Raw genomic sequence first — 20,968 nt, 5'->3', positions numbered from 1 at the left:
CTTTAGATGGATATTTGTTTAATCGGTGCAAAAGAGCGCCGATGATGGGGACAAACACCATGTTGCTTCAGCTTTTGTAAGTGCTGCTTCGTTCCATAACCCATATTTGAAGCAAATTCATACATTGGGTACTGCTTATGTAATTGTTTCATATATTGATCTCTAGTGACTTTTGCTAAAACACTTGCGGCAGCGATAGAAATACTGCTTGCATCTCCTTTCGTTATCGCTTCTGATGAACAGGTAAGTTGATCTAGGCGAACTGCATCAATGAGAACATGATCTGGCTCTGGATCTAACTGATTGATCGCATGATACATTGCTGACTTTGTGGCTTCGTAAATATTGATCTGGTCAATAATTTTACTGCTAATGATAGAAATTCCATAACTTATCGCCTGGTCTTTAATATAATGATAATACTGGTTACGCTTTGCTTCTGTTAGCTGCTTGGAATCATCCAAGCCTAATAATACAAAATCAATAGGAAGGATAACTGCTGCCGCAACGACTGGTCCAGCTAGTGGACCTCTGCCGGCTTCATCCACACCAGCAATATATTTGAATCCCTTATTATAATAGGACTTTTCAAACACTGACATTTCCAGATGCCTTTTCTTCAATGCTTGTATTTTTAGTTGTTGTTTTTCATAGCTTGTTATTAATTGTTGTACCCCTTTTCGTTCATCTACACGTAATTTTTCGATCACTTCGTCTGTTACTTTCCCTAATTCAAATAATTGTTTTAGTTGAGCAATGGATTGTTTTTTCATGAATAACCCTACCTTTTTTTCTATTATCGACCACTTTTTAAAAATCATTAGAACAAAACCGGTAAGAGACAAAGAACCGAATAAAGTGTAGGAGTTTTCTTCCATCTCCTACTGAATGTTAGTACCTTAATGGTATGACCTAAAGGCCCTTAAACGAACCGGGCATTTAGGTGCCGTTTTCTCTCACTTAGACCCTTTTGTATCAACTCAAGATTTTGCAGCGGGAGTCTTACGGCACCTTACATGCGGGATAAATAAAACAAGACACTCATCCGATAGATGCATGTCTTCATATAAGTTATTATTTATTCAAATCCTATATCTTTTTTTCTTATCAAGCAACTTTTCTCCCGGCGCTTCTAAGGAAATATTACCTAGTCTACCTGAACGCAAATCTTGAATCACAATTTCTGAAACTTTAGATAAATTCACCTTTCCACCACTTTCCAATGCCCCACGTTGTTTACCGATGGTTACAAAAATATCCCACATATCCTCCATATCTTGACTTAAGTTATATCGTTTTTCAAGGTTGTTAGGATAATGAACTTTCATATAGTTAATGACAAAAGCCGCGATATCCTGCATTGGTAACAGCTGATCTTTAATCGTACCAATGGCGGCTAGACGATATCCAACTGCTTCCTCCTCGAATTTTGGCCATAGTATGCCTGGTGTATCTAGCAGTTCAAAATCCTTTTTAACTTTAATCCACAACTGCTGTTTCGTAACACCCGGCTTATCACCAGTTTTTGCAATCTTTTTATTAGCTAATCGATTGATGAGGGTTGATTTGCCAACATTTGGTATTCCGATAATCATCGCTCGAGCAGCACGTGACTGAATTCCTTTTGCCTTAAGCTTATCCAATTTTATTTGGGCTTGTTCTTTTGCTAATTGAATGACCCGCTTCATATCCTGTTTATTATTTACATTAACTGCAATCGCTGAAACTTCTCGTTCCTTAAAATAGAAAAGCCATTGATCTGTAACTCGTGGATCAGCTAGATCGCTTTTCATCATCAACGTAATTTTGGATTTATGTTGCAAGATATCTTGTAGCATTGGATTTTGTGAGGACAGAGGCGCTCTTGCATCGACTAATTCTATTACAAAATCGACTAACTTTAGTTTTTCCACTACTTCTCGCTTCGCCTTTGCCATATGTCCAGGAAACCATTGAATTGTCATCGTATAGTACCTACTTTCCAATAATTTGTATCCGATCAATGGGCCAATAAATCAAGCCTGTTTTCCCGACAATTTGATCCAGAGAAACTAGTCCGATTACCCGGCTATCTGTTGAATTTTCTCTATTATCTCCTAAGACGAGCACATAATTTTCCGGGATCTTATGGTGCTTACCAGGAAGATCTTCCAATGTAAAGTCATTGGTTTGTATTTGGTATGCTTGTTGATCGGTTAAAAAGGGCTGACTCATTTCTTTACCATTAATGTATAATACATTATCCTTTACTTCAACATGTTCACCTGGCAGACCGATTACACGTTTTATAAAATCTTTTTCTGATGAAGCATGGAAAACGACAATATCATATCGTTCAGGCTCTTGAAAATGGTACGTGAATTTATTTACGATCATTTGATCCCCGTTTTGTAATGTAGGCAACATAGACGGTCCATCAACTACAATTGCGGCAAAAAAGAATGTTCTTATAATAAAGGCCACACCAAGAGCGATTAAAAGTGCTTTTAACCAGTCCCACCATTCATTTTTTCTTTCTTTCGGTTTGTCTGCCACTAGCTCCAACCTCCTGTTTTATAACCTCATTCCTATGTATTAGCTTTTTATAAAGTGAAACTTCATTCAAGGAGTGCTTTTCTCCTTGAATGTTAGTACCGCAAGGGTATGACCTAAAGGCCCTTGAACGAATCCGGCATTTAGGTCCCGTTTTCTACCACTAGACCTTTTTGTACCAACTCAGGCTCTTTGAAGTGGGAGACTTACGGAACCTTACATGCGGGATAAACTTGGCTTACTAGAGCAAAAAGGAGCTTGCGCACTTTTGCCAAGCTCCTTTCCAAAACATGTTTTCATCATGTATTCGATTAGCGACGTTCTTTTATACGAGCCGCTTTTCCGCGAAGATTACGTAGATAGTATAGTTTCGCGCGACGTACGCTACCACGGCGGGTTACTTCAATTTTATCGATACGAGGTGAATGTACAGGGAATGTACGCTCAACACCTACACCGTAAGATAATTTTCTCACCGTAAATGTTTCACTAATTCCGCCATTTTGTCGTTTAATTACGACACCTTCAAATACCTGAATACGTTCACGAGAACCTTCCACAACTTTCACGTGGACTTTAACTGTATCCCCTGCACGAAATTCAGGATGATCCGTACGAAGTTGGTCTTTTGTAATTTCTTCAAGCAATTTTTGCAACCTGGTTCACTCCTTCCAACTCAATGCTCATATCTCCTAAGCGACAGCGGAACATCGTTGATCATGCTTAAAGACGAAACTTTAAACACAACATATAATATACCATATGCAATAGCATACTTCAACTACTTATTTCCATTAGCAGAATTTTTTATTTCATCTAGAAACACTTGGAGATCTCGTGGTAAATCTATCTTTTCTAGTAGATCATTTCTTCGTTCAAACGTTCGCCTAATTGCCTCTCGTTTTCTCCATGCTTCTATTTTTTGGTGGTCCCCCGAGAGTAATACGTCTGGAACCTTCATGCCTCGAAAATTAGCAGGGCGTGTGTAATGTGGATGCTCAAGTAAACCAGTAGAAAAAGAATCTTGTGGAGCTGAAGCTTTATTACCTAATACATCAGGCAAAAGACGGACAACACTATCAATGACTACCATCGCTCCTAATTCACCGCCCGTTAACACATAATCGCCTATGGATAGTTCATCTGTTGCTAGATGTCTAATTCGTTCATCAAAGCCCTCATAATGACCGCAAATGAAAATTAAATGTTCTTCTTTGGCTAGTTCCTCTGCCTTTTCCTGTTGAAATTGTTCCCCTTGAGGGCACATTAAAATTATTCTTGGCTTCGTATTACGTTTCGTTTTGATGGCATCTACGGCATCAAAAATAGGCTGTGGCGTCAATACCATTCCGGCACCACCACCATATGGGTAATCATCCACCTTTTGATGCTTATTTTCAGAGTAATCACGAAAATTAATTAAATTATAACTAAATTTATTCTTATCCTGCGCTTTTTTTAAAATCGATGCGTTCATCACGCCATAAAACATTTCAGGGAAGAGCGTTAAAACATCCATATGCATTAGTCCAACAGTCCTTCCATTGGCCTAATGGTCACTTTCTTTTTAGCTACATCTACTTGGAGCACTACTTCTTTAATATAAGGAATAAGTACATCTTTCCCTTGTTTTCTTTTTGCAACCCAGACATCATTTGCTCCCGGTGATAAAATTTCTTTGATTGTTCCTATTTCTTCGCCAGCTTCAGTGACCACCAAACACCCGATAATTTCATGATAATAATATTCATTCTCTTCCAATTCCGTAAGTTGTGATTCACTGATCTTTAACTCACAACCTTTAAACGGTAAAATATCATTTATATTATGAAAGCCTTCAAACTGAAGTAAATCGAAGCCTTTATGTACACGATGATTCGCAATGGTAACTTGAAAAGGGGATTGATTGGCCTTTATTACAAATAATGTATTCCCAATTTGAAAGCGATCTTCGAAGTCAGTAATCCGTAATACTTTTACTTCTCCTTTTATTCCATGGGTATTAATTATTTTTCCAACTGTAAATAACCGTTCTTGCATGATTTCACCTGCTATTCTTCAATTCGTATTACCACATTATCCTTTACAACAATAGCGCTTTTTCCCATTATTTCATCCCAATGCGATCCCTCAGAGACCTCAACAAGAGCTTCAACTTCCTTTTCAACAATCTCACTACCAATCTCCAGCATGTCCAGTTGATCCATTTTAAATTCGGCTAGTTTTATCTTTTCTTTACGATTATTAATTTCTTGTTGAAAACGCTGGTCGATTTCTTGTTTAGAGAACCCTGATTTATTCTTTAATTTTCGTTGTTCAAACAGCAGCTGTTGACACTCTTGTTCAAGTCGCATTTTATGATGAAGAAAATTCGCTTTTATTTCTTCTTTGCTCTGTTCTGTAATTACTTGCTTAACTTGGACCTTTTTAATTATTTGCACGTTGTACCCCTCACTCTCAACAAAACATCTAAGCAAAACATCGTTATGTTTTAGAAAAACTTGGCTTGTCGTCAAGCTTTTATGGCGAATGCTATCGTTTTTCTTATACGATAAAGTGAAACTTCATTCAGTAGGAGTTTTCTTCCCTCTCCTACTGAAGGTTAGTACCTTAATGGTATGACCTAAAGGCCCTTGAACCAATCGGGCATTTAGGTGCCGTTTTCTCCCACTTTGACTCTTTTGTATCAATTCAGGACTTGAAGTGGGAAACTTACGGCACCTTACATGCGGGATAAAGTCTAAAGTTTTATACTTTCCTATAGTGTTAAAAAGGGAAAGGTTTATTTTCTCCCTTTCCCTTTACATAATATCTAGAAAAACACGCTTATTGCTATCTGTTTTCGCTGCATAGACAACTGTTCGAATCGCTTTTGCAATTCGTCCATTTCTACCGATCACCTTACCAACATCATCTGGATGAACGGACAAGTGATAAACAATCTTGGTATCCTCTTCAGCTTCCGTAACTTTAATTTCTTCCGGATGATCTACAAGTGACGTAACAATTGTTTCAATAAGGGTCCTCATGATATCACACTACTTTGCAATTTCATTTTTTTGTTCGTGAAACTTTTTCATGATGCCTTCTTTTGAGAATAGATTTCGAACTGTATCACTAGGCTTTGCACCTTTTTGCATCCAGTCAAGTGCTTTCTCTTCATCTATTTTAACTTCTACTGGATTGACTACAGGATTGTATGTTCCAATTTGCTCGATCGAACGTCCATCACGTGGGGCACGTGAATCAGCCACAACGATGCGGTAAAATGGATTTCTTTTCGATCCCATACGCTTTAAACGAATTTTAACTGCCATATTATTGCACCTCCATATTTAAAACTTAACACATTTTTAGATTGTAGCAGAAAACAGAAAGTCTGTAAAGTGTTTTTCCATTACAGACGAAAAGAATATTTGTCATTTACATAAATGGCAGTCTCATTCCCTTTCCCTTTTTGCCTTTTTTTCCTTTTTGTATATTGGTCATTTGCTTCATCATTTTCTTCATTTCATCAAACTGTTTAAGTAGTCGATTTACTTCGGATACGGATGTTCCTGATCCTAAAGCGATCCGTTTTTTTCTGCTTGCATTCATAATACTTGGGTCTTGACGTTCTTTTTTGGTCATCGACTTAATGATTGCTTCTACATGTAAAAGCTTTTTCTCATCAAATTGGGCATTTTTTAATCCTTTCATTTTATTCGCACCAGGTATCATTGTCAGTAAATCATCCAACGGCCCCATTTTTTTAACTTGCCCCATTTGCTCAAGAAAATCATCCAGAGTAAACGTCATGGTACGCATTTTTTCTTCTAATGCCTTTGCTTGTTTTTCATCTACAGTTGTTTGTGCTTTTTCAATTAAAGATAGCACATCACCCATTCCGAGAATTCTCGATGCCATACGATCCGGATGGAACGGCTCTAATTCATCTAGCTTTTCTCCCATTCCAGCGAACTTTATTGGCTTATCGGTAACAGCTTTGATGGAAAGAGCCGCTCCACCACGTGTATCCCCGTCCAGCTTTGTTAAAACAACCCCGGTAATATCCAGTTGTTCATTAAAGCTCTCTGCTACATTCACCGCATCTTGACCTGTCATAGAATCAACTACTAAGAATATTTCATGCGGTTGAGCTTCCGTTTTGATTTGTTGCAATTCTTGCATTAATTCATTATCTACGTGTAACCGTCCTGCTGTATCAATGATTACATAGTCGAGATGTTCTTCTTTCGCCTTATCAATTGCTCGTTTTGCAATCTCCACCGGATTTGCTTCTGTTCCCATGGAAAATACAGGCATATCAAGCTGCTTTCCTAAAGTTTCCAGCTGCTGGATCGCTGCTGGACGATACACATCACAAGCTACAAGTAGTGGTTTACGGTTATACTTTTTTCGCAATAAGTTAGCTAACTTTCCTGAGGTAGTTGTCTTTCCTGCACCTTGTAAACCTACCATCATAATGATAGTAGGGCTTTTATCAGCTACTGCAATTTTGCTTTGTTCCCCACCCATTAAAGAAGTTAGCTCATCTTTGACGACTTTAATAACCTGTTGTCCTGGAGTTAGACTTTCCATAACTTCCTGACCAACAGCACGTTCCTTGATTCTTTGAATAAGATCTTTTACAACTTTATAGTTAACATCAGCTTCCAATAAGGCAAGACGAACTTCTCTTGTCATCTCTTTTACATCTTGTTCTGAGACCTTACCTTTACCTGTAATTTTTTTAAGTGTACTTTGCAGGCGGTCGGCTAATCCTTCAAATGCCATAGAAGGTGTCCCCCTAATCCAAGTCTTTTATTTTTTTTACAAGCTGCTGCACATCTTCCTGTGCATCTGCAAGCTTTTCTTCCAATTGCATCAACAGCTCAAAGCGTTGCTGGAATTTACTATATAAGCCTAGCTTTTGTTCATAGGTTTCCAGCATTTGTTCTGTTCGCTTTATATTATCATAAACAGCCTGTCTCGATACATCAAATATTTCGGAGATCTCACCAAGAGAATAGTCCTCTAAATAATACATCTCCATATAACTTCGCTGTTTTGGTGTAAGTAATGCTTGATAGAAATCAAATAAATAGTTCATTCTCGTCGTTTTTTCCAGCATCAGGCTACAACCTCTTATCTGAATAATTTGCTATTTATCCCGCATGTAAGGTACCGTAAGACTCTCACTTCAAGACAAGAGTTGCTACAAAAGGGTCTAAGTGATAGAAAACGGCACCTAAATGCCCGATTCGTTTAGCTAACATTCAAGGAAAAAAGCGCTCCTTAAATGAAGTTTCACTTTAATGGCTAGCGTCAAACTCTGGCGCTAGCTAGCTATATTTATCTAACACGAAACACGTTGATCAGCGTTTACACTTAATTTTAAACTTTTTAATGTGTAATGTAAGAATAACGAATATTTTATTTATGTGTCAAGCAAAATTCCTTTATTCCTTTTCTAATAAATCAGCAAACAATCCGTACACAAATGCATGAGCGTCAAATGCTTGTAAGTCCTCCACTTTTTCCCCTAAACCAACAAATTTAACCGGAATGTTCAACTCGTTTCGGATAGCTAGAACAATTCCTCCTTTAGCTGTTCCATCTAATTTAGTTAAAATAATACCTGTGACATTGGTCGCCTCGGAAAAGACTTTTGCTTGATTCAGCGCATTCTGACCAGTTGTTGCATCTAAAACAAGCAATACTTCATGCGGAGCATTAGGAATTTCCCGTTCAATGACATGCTTTACCTTTTTTAGTTCATTCATTAAATTAACTTTATTTTGCAATCTTCCCGCAGTGTCACAAATTAATACATCTACATTCTTGGATTTGGCCGATTTAATTCCATCGAAAATAACAGCAGCTGGATCGCTCCCTGAGGTCTGTTTTACAACATCTACCCCGGTACGTTCTCCCCAGACTTCTAATTGTTCAATAGCACCAGCGCGAAATGTGTCTCCTGCAGCGAGCATTACTTTTTTTCCTTCTTGCTTTAAATTATGAGCAAGTTTACCAATGGAAGTTGTTTTACCAACACCGTTTACGCCTACTACTAAGATAACGGAGAGCTGGTCCTTTTCAAGGTGTAATTTTTCCATTTCCTGATCGTCATCACCATAATAAATTTCTACCAGCTTTTCCGAAATAATATTTTTCATCTCGGACGGTTGTTTAATGTTTTGTCGTTTCACCTCCATTTTTAATTCATCAATTAAATCCATCACTGTAGTTACGCCTGTATCAGCTGAAATTAATATTTCTTCGAGATCTTCGAAAAAATCCTCATCCACCCTGCGATATCTTGCAAGCAAATCATTGATTTTTCCTGAGAAGGTTTGCCGTGTTTTTTTCATCCCATCTTTATATTTTTCCGAAACCTCTTCTGCGTTTTCTTGATTTCTTTGAAATTTTGCCTTTAATTTATCCATAAATCCCATTATCATCGCCTCCTATTGCTGAACTAAATCTTTCGTATCTTCCAAGCGTACAGAAACAAGTCGTGAAACACCTGATTCCTGCATGGTAACTCCATACAATACATCTGCTTCTTCCATTGTACCTTTTCGGTGGGTAATTACAATAAACTGTGTGTTTTTACTAAAAAGCTTTATATATTTTGCAAAACGGGATACATTCGCTTCGTCTAGTGCGGCTTCCACTTCGTCTAGCACACAAAACGGAACAGGACGAACTCGCAGAATAGCAAATAACAAAGCTATAGCAGTTAATGCTCGTTCTCCACCTGAAAGAAGCCCTAAATGCTGTAACTTTTTTCCAGGAGGTTGAGCAATAATATCGACTCCTGTATTCAATAGGTTTTTCGGATCCGTTAATTTCAATTCTGCATGTCCTCCACCAAACAACTGCTGAAACACATCAGTAAATGCAACCTTTATTTGTGAAAAGGTGTCGCTAAATTGGCGCTTCATTTCCTCATCCATTTCACCAATGACTGTATAGAGAGTCTGTTTTGCTTCGACTAAATCTGCTTGCTGTTCTTTTAGAAAAGAATAGCGCTCATTAACGCGCTCATATTCATCAATGGCACCAAGGTTAACCGTACCTAGTTGCTCGATTTGTCGCTTCAACTGTTTAACGGTTGCTTGTGCTTTCTGTTTATCCTGTGCTTTCTCAAACGTGTTTTGTGCTTTTTCAAATGTAATCGTATATTCTTCTTGTAAGTGATTTAATAAATTTTCTAGCTCGACATCAATCCGATTTGCTTGCACCTCTTTTTGTTGAATCGCTCGTTTAAGCGTTTCGTGCTCTTGGCTAACTTGTTTCATTTCCTGTTCTTTTTCCTGTAACTGCTTCGTGCGAACCGTACGTTTCGTACGAAGTTGCTCTAGTTTGGCAATAATTTGTTGTTTTGCTTCCGTCTGTTCTTGAATGGAACGATCAATGTCATCCTCCGTTTCATTGGAATCTTGAAATTCAACAAGGTTTTTCCATTCTTTTGCATATGCATCATATTCATGTTGTAACTCGGATAATTGTTCTTGGACCTGCTTTGTTCTTTCTCGCTGATACTTAACACGCTCATCTTGTTCTGCTAGAAGAACCTGGTGTCGATGCAACTCTTCTTGCAGTTTTTGTTTGTTCTCTTTTAGTTCAGTCTGTTGTTCTGTTAAACGGGTGATCTCCTGTTCAATCTGCTTCGCCTGTTTAGCTAGCAGGTCTAATTCGTCAGTAAGTTGAGCTTGTCGGTTTATTAGTTGCTGTTTGTCTTCTTTAAATTGTTGCTTATCTTGATCATATATTTTTAATTGATCATTTAATGCTCGCAGTTTCATTTCCAGCTCACGATGATTCGTTTCTATGCTTTGCATGTTTCGTTGTTCAACTTCTAAAGCCTGTTCCTCTACTGCTAATTGGTTTTCCAATTCCTCAATCTTATCTTTTTGTTTTCGAACATTATGCTCAAAGTCCAATATTTGGGTTTCGAACGTCTGAAGCTTTGCTGTCATTTCTTCTAGCTCTTTCTCCCGTGTAAACAACGACTGATTCACTTTCTTTTTAGCTCCACCAGACATAGAGCCGCCTGGATTTACAACGTCACCATCCAATGTGACAATTCGATAACGCCTTGCTGATAGCCTTGCCAACTCATTTGCATCTTTTAACGTTTTAGCGATCACAACGTGCCCCATTAAATGGTTGATAGCTCTACGATAATGGGGATCTGTATGAATTAATTCCGCAGCGATCCCAACAAATCCAGCATGATCCTTTAGCTTTTCTTTCACATTCTCAGGAACAAAACGTTCCTGAATGGAAGCAAGTGGTAAAAACGTAGCGCGACCGCTGTTGGTTTCTTTCAGCCAAGCAATAGATTCTCTAGCTGATTGGTCATCTTTTACAACAATATATTGCGCTTGTCCGCCAAGTACTGTTTCCATCGCTGTAATATAAGGATTTGGCACATCCATCAGTTCAATAACTGCACCATAAATATTAGTGATCTTCTGCTCTTTTTTAGCCTTTAAAACCGCCTTAACTCCTTGAAAAAAGCCTTGGAAATCCTCTTTCATTTCTTCTAGCATTTCTTTTTTTGACTTAATTTTTTCAATGTATTGATAGCCTTGATACAATTTCTTTTGTGCACGTTGAAATTCCAAACGATGACGCTCTAATGCTTGTTTGATCGATTTTATCGTTTGCTCTTTCGTTTTACACAACGACTTTTTCTCTTGTAAGCGTGGTACTAATTCATTTACCTGTTCTTGTAAAGCTTTTCTTTCAGTTATTAGACCAGCAAATTTTTCTGATTGAACTTCTGATTTTGTATCTAATTGCTGCAAGCGTTCTTCGATTGTTTGTTTCTCGTTACGCTTGGCTGCCTGCTGATTCAAATACTCAATATAATCTGATTTTCGATCTTCAATCGTTTCCTCAAGGTTTTCTTCACCCACGCTTAATTTCGTTTCTAATTGCTTTACTGTTTCAGCCGTTGCTTTTTTGATAGATTGCAATTCAGTTAATTGTTTTTTTTCTTGAATGAATACTTCATGCAAATTGCCAATACGAACAGACGTATTGTTTTTTTGTATTTCTAATTTTGCCTTATTCTCTGCAAAATGCTTAGACCTTTCCAGAAACAGTTGTTTTTTACCTTCATATTTTTCCAGGTTTTTTGTTACTTCCAGTAATTCTGTTTGCAGTTGTTCTAAATCTTTGTCCATCTGTTCGATTAAATCGCGTTCAGAAATTTGGTCTCTTTCCTTTTTCTCCATCGACGTCTTTATTTCCAGTTCCTTTTGTTTTAACTGGTTTAACTCTTGTAACAAGCCTTTCCATTTGTCATGAAGTTGTTCGATTTCAGCAAGCAAATAAGCAATCTCTGTTTCTCTTAATTGATCTTTTAATAAGCGGTAATTTCTAGCTGTTTCTGCTTGTTCTTTTAAAGGTTGCAGCTGGCTTTCAATCTCATGAATAATATCTTCAACTCGGTATAAATTTTCCTGTGTTTCAGCTAATTTATATTCTGCCTTTTTCTTTCGCTGTTTATATTTTAAAACGCCGGCAGCTTCCTCAAAGATCGTTCTTCTTTCTTCAGCTTTTGAGCTGAGTATTTCTTCTACTTTTCCTTGACTGATAATCGAAAATGCTTCACGACCAAGTCCAGAGTCCATAAATAAGTTAATAATATCTTTAAGACGACAGGATTGATTATTAATATAATATTCACTAGCTCCTGACCGGTACACACGTCTTGTCACACTAACCTCTTCATAGTCTAACGGAAGAAGCTGATCATGATTATCAAGTACTAGGGTTACTTCTGCCATATTTAATGGCTTGCGTGTATCACTTCCTTGAAATATAATATCTTCCATTTTCGAACCGCGAAGCGACTTGGCAGATTGTTCGCCGAGAACCCAACGGATGGCGTCAGTAATATTACTTTTCCCGCTCCCGTTTGGTCCAACCACTGCGGTAACTCCTGGAACAAAATCAACATTTATTCGCTTGGCAAAAGATTTAAAGCCAACACTTTCTAGCCTTTTTAAATACATCCTACATTTCTCCTATTTATCATCGTATTAAAAAAGGTAGTGTAGAGGTGTCTCCATCTATATTTCTACTTTAACCATCCTAATTTAAAACGAAAATCTATTCCATTCTTGTACTAATACATTAAAAACTTTTACTACTAGCTACAAACCATCTTCAAGTTAGTGTTCAAAGACTGGGATGTTCGAAGCAATGTTGCACAGTAGAAGGTAAGCATTTAAATTAGGTTCACTAAAAACCAACTTAAAAAACAGCTTAGCCATAGCGGTAATAGGCTACTGCCCCGTTGAACTTATTCTTCAGTCAATAAAAATTCCACTCATGTCATCTAAACTTCCACACTAACATTTATATTTGAACAGACAAAAAGTTTTGGTGTGTCATTTTTTTGAACAGCCTCTAAAGGTAATGTAGCTAGCGTTAAGCTTTTGGCACAAGCAAAATCAACTTGTACATCAAAATTTTATGTTTTAACATTCGAGTATTAGTTATCAACGATTAGCTGTATGTAAGGAACATAATAAGGGGTTGCAGTTACAATCCTCCATTGTTATAATCATTCCAACTGAAAAACTGGTTTTTTACCGCATTTATTTTATCATAAATGCTTTCACAAAAGAAGGTTAGACGTGATATATAGCTAAAGGAGTGGTTAACAATGAATTTAGAACAGTCTTCGGAGGAAAATTTTAAAATACTATTAGATGAAATTGCTGAACATCTATCCATTGTCAATCGAACAATTATGGATCCAGATGATTATGATCTTAAACAATATGATAAGTTAAAAGCCATGTATGATATGATCAAGCGACAAGGGAATTTAAGTGTACAAGAAACACAAGCTTTTCTAGAGGAACTTCGTACGATTCGCAAATAAAGTGAAACTTCATTCCGTGGAATGCTTTTTACACGGAATGTTAGTACCTTAATGGTATGACCTAAAGGCCCTTGAACCAATCGGATATTTAGGTGCCGTTTTCTACCACTTAGAGCCCTTTGTACCAACTCAGGCTCTTGAAGTGAGAGTCTTACGGCACCTTACATGCGGGATAAAGAGAACGGTTCCTTCTTGGAAGTTTCCCTTCAGCTAACGGAGGAACGAGTTTATGGTCTATTTATTTTATGGTAGATAGCTTTTACACATATATTTGCTCGATTTGGGCGCTTAAGCTAGACAACGTGCCGCTCTTCAAAGAAGTTATCTACAAAAGAGAAACGGAAATAATTTCCTAGATAGGTACAAAAGCTTAGGCGTAGCTGCACTGTAATACAAAAGGCTGTACTTTTTATACAGCCTGTTCACTTATTATGCGTTAGTTTATATTTATCGATGGCGGCTTTGGCAGCGCGTTGCTCTGCTTCTTTCTTTGTTCTCCCAGCCCCTGAACCATAGACTGTTCCTTCAATTAATGCATTAGCCATAAATTCCTTATCATGAGAAGGACCACGCTCTTCTACAATTTTATACTCAACCGACTGGTGTTTTACTTGTTGAATTAACTCCTGTAATTGACTTTTATAATCCATCGCATGCGAAAAAGCACCATTTGTAATTTTCGGAAATACATGACGTTCCAGAAATTGAATCGTTCTCTCAAAACCATGGTCTAAATATAAGGCTCCTAAAAAAGCTTCAAAAACATCGGCTAACAATGTATCTCGATCACGACCGCCTGTCTGCTCTTCGCCTTTTCCTAGTAAAAGATAATTGCCAAATTTTAAACTCCGTGCAAAACCCGCTAACGATGGTTCACATACGATTGCTGCACGTAATTTGGTCATTTCTCCTTCTGGCATTTGTGCATTTGTTCGAAATAAATATTGGGAAACTCCTAATTCTAGTACAGCATCCCCTAAAAATTCCAATCTCTCATTATCCGAAATTACTTTTTCACGATGCTCATTCACATAAGATGAATGGGTGAATGCTTGTATAATTAACGAGTGGTTGTGAAAGCGAAGATTTAACTGTTTTTCTAATTGTTCAACATTCATCAATGGCACCTCTATTTTCAAAATATACAGAAAGCCTCGCTGACACGAGACTTTCCTTTTGCTTACTGTTAACCCTGTAATTTTTCTATGTAGTTAACAGCATCACCCACTGTATTTATTTTTTCTGCTTCTTCATCAGCAATTTCCATATCAAATGCATCTTCAAGCTCCATCACAAGCTCTACTACATCTAATGAATCCGCTTCTAGATCCTCTTTAAAAGAAGCTTCCATCGTTACCTTAGATTCATCCACATCCAGACGATCTACAATAATTGATTTCACACGCTCAAATACATCTGCCACGACTCGTCACCTCCTTTCAAGTAGTATTATCCAATTTTTCGCTTACATAACCATACCACCATCAATATGGATCGTTTGACCAGTAATATAACTTGCATCATCACTTGCTAGAAAACGAACGACCTTTGCTACATCTTCTGGCTCTCCTAATTTTTGTAGCGGAATCATTGCTAACATTTCTTCCTGCTGTTCTTGTGATAATGCTTCTGTCATATCTGTTGAAATAAACCCTGGTGCAACAGCATTAACAAGAATGTTTCTTGATGCCAGTTCCTTTGCAGTTGTTTTTGTTAAACCAATTACTCCCGCTTTTGCAGCCACATAATTTGCTTGACCGGGATTTCCGCTTATCCCAACGATCGAAGCAACATTAATAATTTTCCCTGCTCGCTGCTTCATCATCTGTCTTGTCACGGCCTTTGTGCAAAGGAAAACGCCCTTTAAATTTGTATTTATTACTTCATCAAACTCTGTTTCCTTCATACGCATTAATAAATTATCTCTAGTAATACCTGCATTGTTTACGAGAATATCTAATGATCCAAATTCTGATATAACTTCCTTCACCATCATCTTTACTGCTGCTTCATCAGCTACATCGGTTTTTATTTTTATGGCTTTACATCCTAGTTTTTCAACCTCCTGGACAACAGCCTCTGCTTTTTTTTCATTTCCAGCATAATTTACCGCTACATTCGAACCTTGTTTGGCAAGCTCCAGTGCAATAGCACGACCGATACCACGAGATGCTCCAGTAACTAATGCATTTTTTCCTTCTAGCATCATGCTTCCTCCCTGTACCATGAAATAAATTCATTTAATGACTCAACATTCTGAACGGAAAATGTTTTTATTTTGCGATCGATCTTTTTAACAAGTCCGCATAATACCTTGCCATTTCCTACTTCGACAAATGCATCCACATTTTGCCCTATCATATTTCGAACCGCCTGTTCAAAACGAACAGGCGAATATAATTGTTTAATTAATAAATCCTTAATCTGATGATGCTCTCTCACTGGCTCAGCAGAAACATTCGCATAAACTGGTATGGAAGCATCATGAAGTGTCACTTGATTTAAATACTCAGCAAAAGCTTCATTTGCCGTTTTCATTAAGCGTGAATGAAATGGACCACTTACATTTAAAGGTAAAACTCGTTTAGCGCCTTTAGCTTTTAACATCTCTGTTGCTTGTTCAATTCCTTTTACAGAACCGGAAATCACAATTTGCCCTGGACAGTTAAGATTCGCAATGTCGACAATTTCGTCTGTTACTTGCTCCAATGCTAATTGAATGGTCTCTTCGTCTAATCCGAGGACAGCCGCCATCGTTCCTTGACCTTTGGGAAAAGCCTTCTCCATTAATCTGCCTCGTGCAGCTACTAATGGAAGAGCTTCATCAAAAGAAAGAACGCCCGAGGCAACAAGAGCACTATATTCTCCTAAACTATGACCAACCGCCATGATTGGCTGTACATTTGCTTTTATCAGCAATGTATGTAAAGCCGTGCTCATTAATAGTAGAGCAGGTTGAGCATGCTCTGTTTGCGTTAAACGCTCTTTCGGTCCTGCAAACATAATCGAAGTTAAGTCTGTTTTTAACAATGAATCAGCCTCTTGAAATAACTCTTTTACAACTGGATAGGCATCGTATATTTCTTTTCCCATCCCAACAGACTGTGATCCTTGCCCAGGAAACATAAAGGCTACTCTTTTCATGTAGTTTCCCCTTTCTTTATATCTAGTGACGCTATGGTTGATTGTATTGTTTCTGTAATTTGATATTCAACCATGTGCCGAGCTTGCTTTACTGCATTGTATATTGCTCGTTCATCCGACGAACCATGAGCTTTAATCACCGGTGCTCGTAAACCAAATAAACCTGCTCCACCGTATTCAGAGTAGTCGAGCTTGGTTTTTAGTGCTACTAAATCTTTCTTTAATAAACCAGCTGCGAGTTTACTTTTTACAGACACCATAAATGTTTCCTTTAGCATCGAAAATATCGCACCTGCTGATCCCTCAATCGTCTTTAGAGCAACATTTCCAGTAAAACCGTCTGTTACAACAACATCTGCTTGTCGTTTTAACATGTCTCGCGCTTCAACATTACCGACAAAATGAATCGGTGCTTCTTGCAATAGTTTAAATGTTTTTTTAGTAAGGTCATTTCCTTTTCCATCTTCTGTTCCAACATTTAAAAGACCGACCCTTGGACGTGTAATCGAACGAACCTTTTCCATATAGATAGAGCCCATTAGTGCATATTGTAGTAAATGTTGAGGTCGTGCATCGACATTTGCTCCTACATCTAAAAACAAAAATCCTTGGCCGTCTAGTGTCGGTAACGTCGGACTTAATGCGGGACGGTCAATTCCGGTAATCCGTCCAACGATAAATAATCCAGCACTCATTAATGCCCCTGTGTTTCCAGCTGATATACAAGCATCAGCCTTGCCTTCTTTAACCTCCTTAGCCATTAAAACCATAGAGGAGTCTTTTTTTCGTCGTACTGCACGTACTGGCTCATCATCACTTGTAATAATTTCATTAGCATGTAAAATATCGATTCGCTTATTCTCTGTCAAATATTTTTTTATTTCTTGTTCCCGTCCAACCAATGTAATATGTAAATCTTTTATTTCCGAGACAGCCTTCATCGCGCCAAGGACAGTTGCTTTTGGCGCATGATCTCCTCCCATCGCATCTATCGCTATTCTCATTTAATTTACTCCTTTATGCTGATTCGATTGATACATATGAAAGACTCCAGTAAATACCAATTCATTTTCGACATAGCTGTTAACATGGACCATTGTTAATCCTTTTTCTTTTCCTTTAACCATTGCTTTAGCTATTACTCGCTCGCCTTCTTTTACTTGTCTTGTAAATTTCAATTCCGATTTTGCAGTGAGTGCTAACTCATCATTTAACACTGCCACTGCTAATGAATTAGCCTGAGCAAACAAATGATGACCTCGAGCAATCTTATTACGAGAAAACACATGCTCATGACGAATATCCAAAATGGAAATAGCTCGCTTGTCTAATTCCAGATCAATTACTTCACCAATTACTTCTTCAAGCGGCAATGCTTTAACCATTTCATTCCATTGGTCTGTTGCAACCGATTTAATCCGCTGGCGTAATTCTGGAATAGACAGCTCCATCCGATCTAATCGAATCGTTTGAATGCTTACATCAAATTGCTTTGCTAACTCTTCATCCGTAATAAATGGTGTTTTTTCAATTGTTTCTTTTAATAAGCGCTGACGTTCAGCTTTTGGTCGTTTCATGCTTGCACCATCCAACATATATTTATCCCTTTTATCTGCGTACATTTAACATGCCACCCCCAATCAAAAAATTTCATATTGGAGTATGGGGTAAATAATGGCCCTAAATGCACGAGTGTTTAACAAACATTTCGTGGGGGTTGATGCTCCCTTCACAAAATGATGTTTCACTACAAGAGCTTCCGTTTTTATGACTTGATCCTAATAGTAATATATAATACCTGAATCAATTATGCAAACATTTATTAATCTAATTTTTCATTTGCTTGAATACTATTTTCCACATGCTTTAAAAGCGGCTGAAATTCAGGGGTTTTTAATAATTGATTATCGATTATTTCTTGTGCATCTTTACGCGCTGTTTCCAGTGCACGATAATCATGCACCATGTCCGCTACTTTAAACTCGGGTAAACCACTTTGCTTTTTTCCAAAGAAATCGCCTGGACCACGTAACTGAAGATCTTGCTCGGATAATACAAAGCCATCCGTTGTTTCCGACATAATTCGCATCCTCTCTTTTCCTACTTCTCCTTTTGGATCGGCTATTAAAATACAATAGCTTTGCTTGTCGCCTCTACCAACTCTTCCCCGTAATTGATGCAGTTGAGATAAACCAAAGCGCTCTGCATCATAAATAACCATAATCGTTGCATTTGGCACATTCACTCCCACTTCTATTACGGTAGTAGAAACAAGCAACTGAAGCTCATTGTTGGCAAATTTCTTCATAACCATATCCTTTTCTTCCGCATGTAACCGTCCATGCATGAGGCCAATATGAATCGATTCCGGAAAATAAGCTTCTAACTGATGATACACATCGACCGCATTTTGAATATCTAACTTATCAGATTCCTCAATAAGTGGACAAATAACATAAGCCTGTTCTCCTTGCCTAATATGTTTTTCGATAAATTGTAACACCCGATCAAGAAGTGTCTCCTTCACCCAATATGTTTCAACTTCTTTTCGTCCAGAAGGCAGCTCATCAATGATAGATACATCCATATCGCCAAATGCTGTAATCGCAAGCGTACGCGGAATCGGTGTTGCCGTCATAAAGAGAACATCTGGATGCAAGCCTTTTTCTCGTAATACACGCCGTTGTTCGACTCCAAAGCGATGCTGTTCATCTACAATAACAAAACCAAGGTCATTAAAGGTAACATCCTCTTGAATTAAAGCATGTGTGCCGACAACAATATCTATTTCGTGGTTGCGGATTTGCGTTGTTCGCTCTTTGCGTTTTTTTCCTTTTATCGAACCGGTAAGTAGAGTAACCCTTGCCCGATCCCCCAATAATTCTTTTAAAGAATGATAATGTTGTTCAGCTAATATTTCGGTAGGAACCATTAAAGCGCCTTGCTTACCAGCTGTAACCGAAGCATACAAACATATCGCTGCGACTGCCGTTTTTCCTGAACCTACATCGCCTTGTAATAGTCGGTTCATACGATAAGGAGATTTTAGGTCATCCATGATTTGCTTTAATACTTTATTCTGAGCATTCGTTAATGTAAAGGGAAAAGACGCTATAAATTCCTTTACCTTTTTTTTATCAAAATGTTGAGCATTACCTTCTATTGCTTCGCGCTTCCATTTTCGTAATAATTGCATCTTCAATTGAAAAATTAAAAACTCCTCATAAATAAACCGCCTGCGCGCATGCTTTAAAGCTATACGATTCTTTGGCATATGAATCATTTGATAGGCCGCTTTTCTATCAGGCAGTTTATAAGCTGTTAAATAAAATGGAGGTAAAATTTCGTCAATCGATGAAGCATAGCTCGCTAATGCTTGTTGAATCACTTTTTTTAGTTTTTTTGTCGTCAGCTCACCCTTTACCGGGTAGACTGCTTGCATTTGATCTTGTTGTTTCGCTTTTCCTTTTTTGTAGGTAATAACTGTAATTTGCAGCCGATGAGCATCCCATTTTCCTGTTAAAGTGACGATGTCGCTTTTTTGAATATGCTTTTTAGCAAAGGCCCGATTAAACATAACAGCTTTAACAGCGACTTGCTCGACTTCCAGCATAAACGTTAGTCTTGATTTACTTTTTCCATAAAAAGTAAGAGAAGGATCGTAAATTACCCTTCCCTCAATGGTTACCTTATCATCATGAACTAACTCACGAAGAGGTCTAATTTCAAAAACATCATATCGATAGGGAAAATGATTGATTAAATCTTCTACCGAATGAATTCCCATGCGAGCGAGATCCTCTGCCATCTTTTCGCCGACACCTTTCACATGAGTTACAGAATCACTTAGCATGTAAAATCACTCTTTCCTAACTTATAGTTCCAAATAATTTATCCTCTCCCCATCGAGCTATACCCTGTTGGGAGGCAGTATTTGTAGTTTGTTCTGCTTCAAGCTAGACGAAGCCTTTTTACAAAAAATTTATCCACCAAGTAGAAATGAATATAATTTCCTAAATGTTTTAAAATTCCACTCGCACCGAAAATATCTTTTATTTAACATACAACGAAAATCTGGCATTTTTAGTGAACTTATTAACCAATCTCTTATAACAACTGCTTTCATTTAAAAGAAGATTCCATAATATGCTTACTTCTTGTTTTGATAGAATTTCAGTTCATCTTTTCTTTACATCATTTATTCAATACATTATTGTTTCAACCTTTATTCAGCTGTTGCACAATTTGATCAAGACGCCAAAAACCATTAGCTATCTATCTTTGCAATTCGAATAATATGTTCTGCCTTTTTTAATTCATGCATGATGTTATCATCTACGTTTTATTCGATAACCATCAACGCTTCTTTTCCTATATCCTTGCGAGAACTGGATGGTT

At 37.6% G+C, this 20,968-nt stretch carries 21 protein-coding genes; 1 reads left to right on the top strand and 20 read right to left on the bottom strand.

The window, feature by feature from the left end; genetic code table 11:
* Positions 1–2: 2 nt before the first annotated feature.
* The 13 genes from JNUCC74_RS08340 to smc all read right to left on the bottom strand — a co-directional run bounded on the left by JNUCC74_RS08340 (position 3) and on the right by smc (position 12,548).
* A complete protein-coding gene (locus JNUCC74_RS08340; protein ID WP_077320398.1) occupies positions 3–773 on the bottom strand; it encodes a ribonuclease HII in 771 nt (256 codons plus the stop codon).
* Positions 774–1,082: 309 nt separating this feature from the next.
* Entirely contained in the window at positions 1,083–1,964 is an 882-nt protein-coding gene (gene ylqF / locus JNUCC74_RS08335) for a ribosome biogenesis GTPase YlqF (RefSeq protein ID WP_454067641.1), read from the bottom strand.
* A 10-nt stretch (positions 1,965–1,974) separates the two neighbouring features.
* Positions 1,975–2,535, bottom strand: coding sequence for a signal peptidase I (gene lepB / locus JNUCC74_RS08330; protein ID WP_077320396.1), 561 nt, complete (start codon positions 2,533–2,535; stop codon positions 1,975–1,977).
* A 308-nt stretch (positions 2,536–2,843) separates the two neighbouring features.
* Positions 2,844–3,188, bottom strand: a complete 345-nt coding sequence (gene rplS, locus JNUCC74_RS08325) for a 50S ribosomal protein L19 (RefSeq protein ID WP_454067640.1) — start codon at positions 3,186–3,188, stop codon at positions 2,844–2,846.
* Positions 3,189–3,313: 125 nt separating this feature from the next.
* Complete coding sequence (gene trmD, locus JNUCC74_RS08320; RefSeq protein ID WP_454067639.1) at positions 3,314–4,057, bottom strand: tRNA (guanosine(37)-N1)-methyltransferase TrmD; 744 nt, start codon at positions 4,055–4,057, stop codon at positions 3,314–3,316.
* Complete coding sequence (gene rimM, locus JNUCC74_RS08315) at positions 4,057–4,572, bottom strand: ribosome maturation factor RimM (RefSeq protein WP_454067638.1); 516 nt, start codon at positions 4,570–4,572, stop codon at positions 4,057–4,059. The genes trmD and rimM overlap by 1 nt, the downstream gene beginning before the upstream one ends.
* An 11-nt stretch (positions 4,573–4,583) precedes the next feature.
* Entirely contained in the window at positions 4,584–4,973 is a 390-nt protein-coding gene (locus JNUCC74_RS08310) for a YlqD family protein (RefSeq protein WP_077320392.1), read from the bottom strand.
* 360 nt (positions 4,974–5,333) lie between these two features.
* On the bottom strand, positions 5,334–5,561 hold the full coding sequence (locus JNUCC74_RS08305; RefSeq protein ID WP_077320391.1) for a KH domain-containing protein: 228 nt from the start codon (positions 5,559–5,561) through the stop codon (positions 5,334–5,336).
* 9 nt (positions 5,562–5,570) lie between these two features.
* On the bottom strand, positions 5,571–5,849 hold the full coding sequence (gene rpsP / locus JNUCC74_RS08300) for a 30S ribosomal protein S16 (RefSeq protein WP_077320390.1): 279 nt from the start codon (positions 5,847–5,849) through the stop codon (positions 5,571–5,573).
* Between the two features lie 106 nt (positions 5,850–5,955).
* Entirely contained in the window at positions 5,956–7,308 is a 1,353-nt protein-coding gene (ffh, locus tag JNUCC74_RS08295) for a signal recognition particle protein (RefSeq protein WP_077320389.1), read from the bottom strand.
* 13 nt (positions 7,309–7,321) lie between these two features.
* Entirely contained in the window at positions 7,322–7,645 is a 324-nt protein-coding gene (locus tag JNUCC74_RS08290; RefSeq protein ID WP_077320388.1) for a putative DNA-binding protein, read from the bottom strand.
* Positions 7,646–7,973: 328 nt separating this feature from the next.
* Entirely contained in the window at positions 7,974–8,969 is a 996-nt protein-coding gene (gene ftsY / locus JNUCC74_RS08285; protein ID WP_454067637.1) for a signal recognition particle-docking protein FtsY, read from the bottom strand.
* A gap of 12 nt (positions 8,970–8,981) precedes the next feature.
* Positions 8,982–12,548 carry a chromosome segregation protein SMC gene (smc, locus tag JNUCC74_RS08280; RefSeq protein ID WP_454067636.1) on the bottom strand — a complete coding sequence of 1,189 codons (3,567 nt, stop codon included), beginning with the start codon at positions 12,546–12,548 and terminating at the stop codon, positions 8,982–8,984.
* A gap of 656 nt (positions 12,549–13,204) precedes the next feature.
* Between smc and JNUCC74_RS08275 the strand changes: the two genes are divergently transcribed.
* Positions 13,205–13,426 (top strand): DUF1128 domain-containing protein, encoded by a 222-nt coding sequence (locus JNUCC74_RS08275; RefSeq protein ID WP_077320385.1) that lies wholly within the window; start codon positions 13,205–13,207, stop codon positions 13,424–13,426.
* Between the two features lie 422 nt (positions 13,427–13,848).
* Here the strand turns inward: JNUCC74_RS08275 and rnc are convergent, their stop codons facing one another.
* The 7 genes from rnc to recG all read right to left on the bottom strand — a co-directional run bounded on the left by rnc (position 13,849) and on the right by recG (position 20,423).
* Positions 13,849–14,544, bottom strand: coding sequence for a ribonuclease III (gene rnc / locus JNUCC74_RS08270; RefSeq protein ID WP_454067635.1), 696 nt, complete (start codon positions 14,542–14,544; stop codon positions 13,849–13,851).
* 68 nt (positions 14,545–14,612) lie between these two features.
* Positions 14,613–14,849: an acyl carrier protein gene (acpP, locus tag JNUCC74_RS08265; RefSeq protein ID WP_454067634.1), complete on the bottom strand. Its 237-nt coding sequence runs from the start codon at positions 14,847–14,849 to the stop codon at positions 14,613–14,615.
* Between the two features lie 42 nt (positions 14,850–14,891).
* Positions 14,892–15,632 carry a 3-oxoacyl-[acyl-carrier-protein] reductase gene (gene fabG / locus JNUCC74_RS08260; RefSeq protein ID WP_077320382.1) on the bottom strand — a complete coding sequence of 247 codons (741 nt, stop codon included), beginning with the start codon at positions 15,630–15,632 and terminating at the stop codon, positions 14,892–14,894.
* Positions 15,632–16,570: an ACP S-malonyltransferase gene (gene fabD / locus JNUCC74_RS08255; protein WP_077320381.1), complete on the bottom strand. Its 939-nt coding sequence runs from the start codon at positions 16,568–16,570 to the stop codon at positions 15,632–15,634. Before fabD ends, fabG begins: the two co-directional genes overlap by 1 nt.
* Positions 16,567–17,574 (bottom strand): phosphate acyltransferase PlsX, encoded by a 1,008-nt coding sequence (gene plsX, locus JNUCC74_RS08250; RefSeq protein ID WP_454067633.1) that lies wholly within the window; start codon positions 17,572–17,574, stop codon positions 16,567–16,569. Before plsX ends, fabD begins: the two co-directional genes overlap by 4 nt.
* A complete protein-coding gene (gene fapR, locus JNUCC74_RS08245) occupies positions 17,575–18,147 on the bottom strand; it encodes a transcription factor FapR (protein WP_454067865.1) in 573 nt (190 codons plus the stop codon).
* A gap of 245 nt (positions 18,148–18,392) precedes the next feature.
* Positions 18,393–20,423, bottom strand: a complete 2,031-nt coding sequence (gene recG, locus JNUCC74_RS08240) for an ATP-dependent DNA helicase RecG (protein WP_454067632.1) — start codon at positions 20,421–20,423, stop codon at positions 18,393–18,395.
* Positions 20,424–20,968: the final 545 nt, after the last annotated feature.

This window comes from Cerasibacillus sp. JNUCC 74 (genome assembly GCF_053667775.1).
The sequence above is the reverse complement of the archived record's forward strand: the minus strand, read 5'-3'. Positions and strand labels throughout refer to the sequence as shown.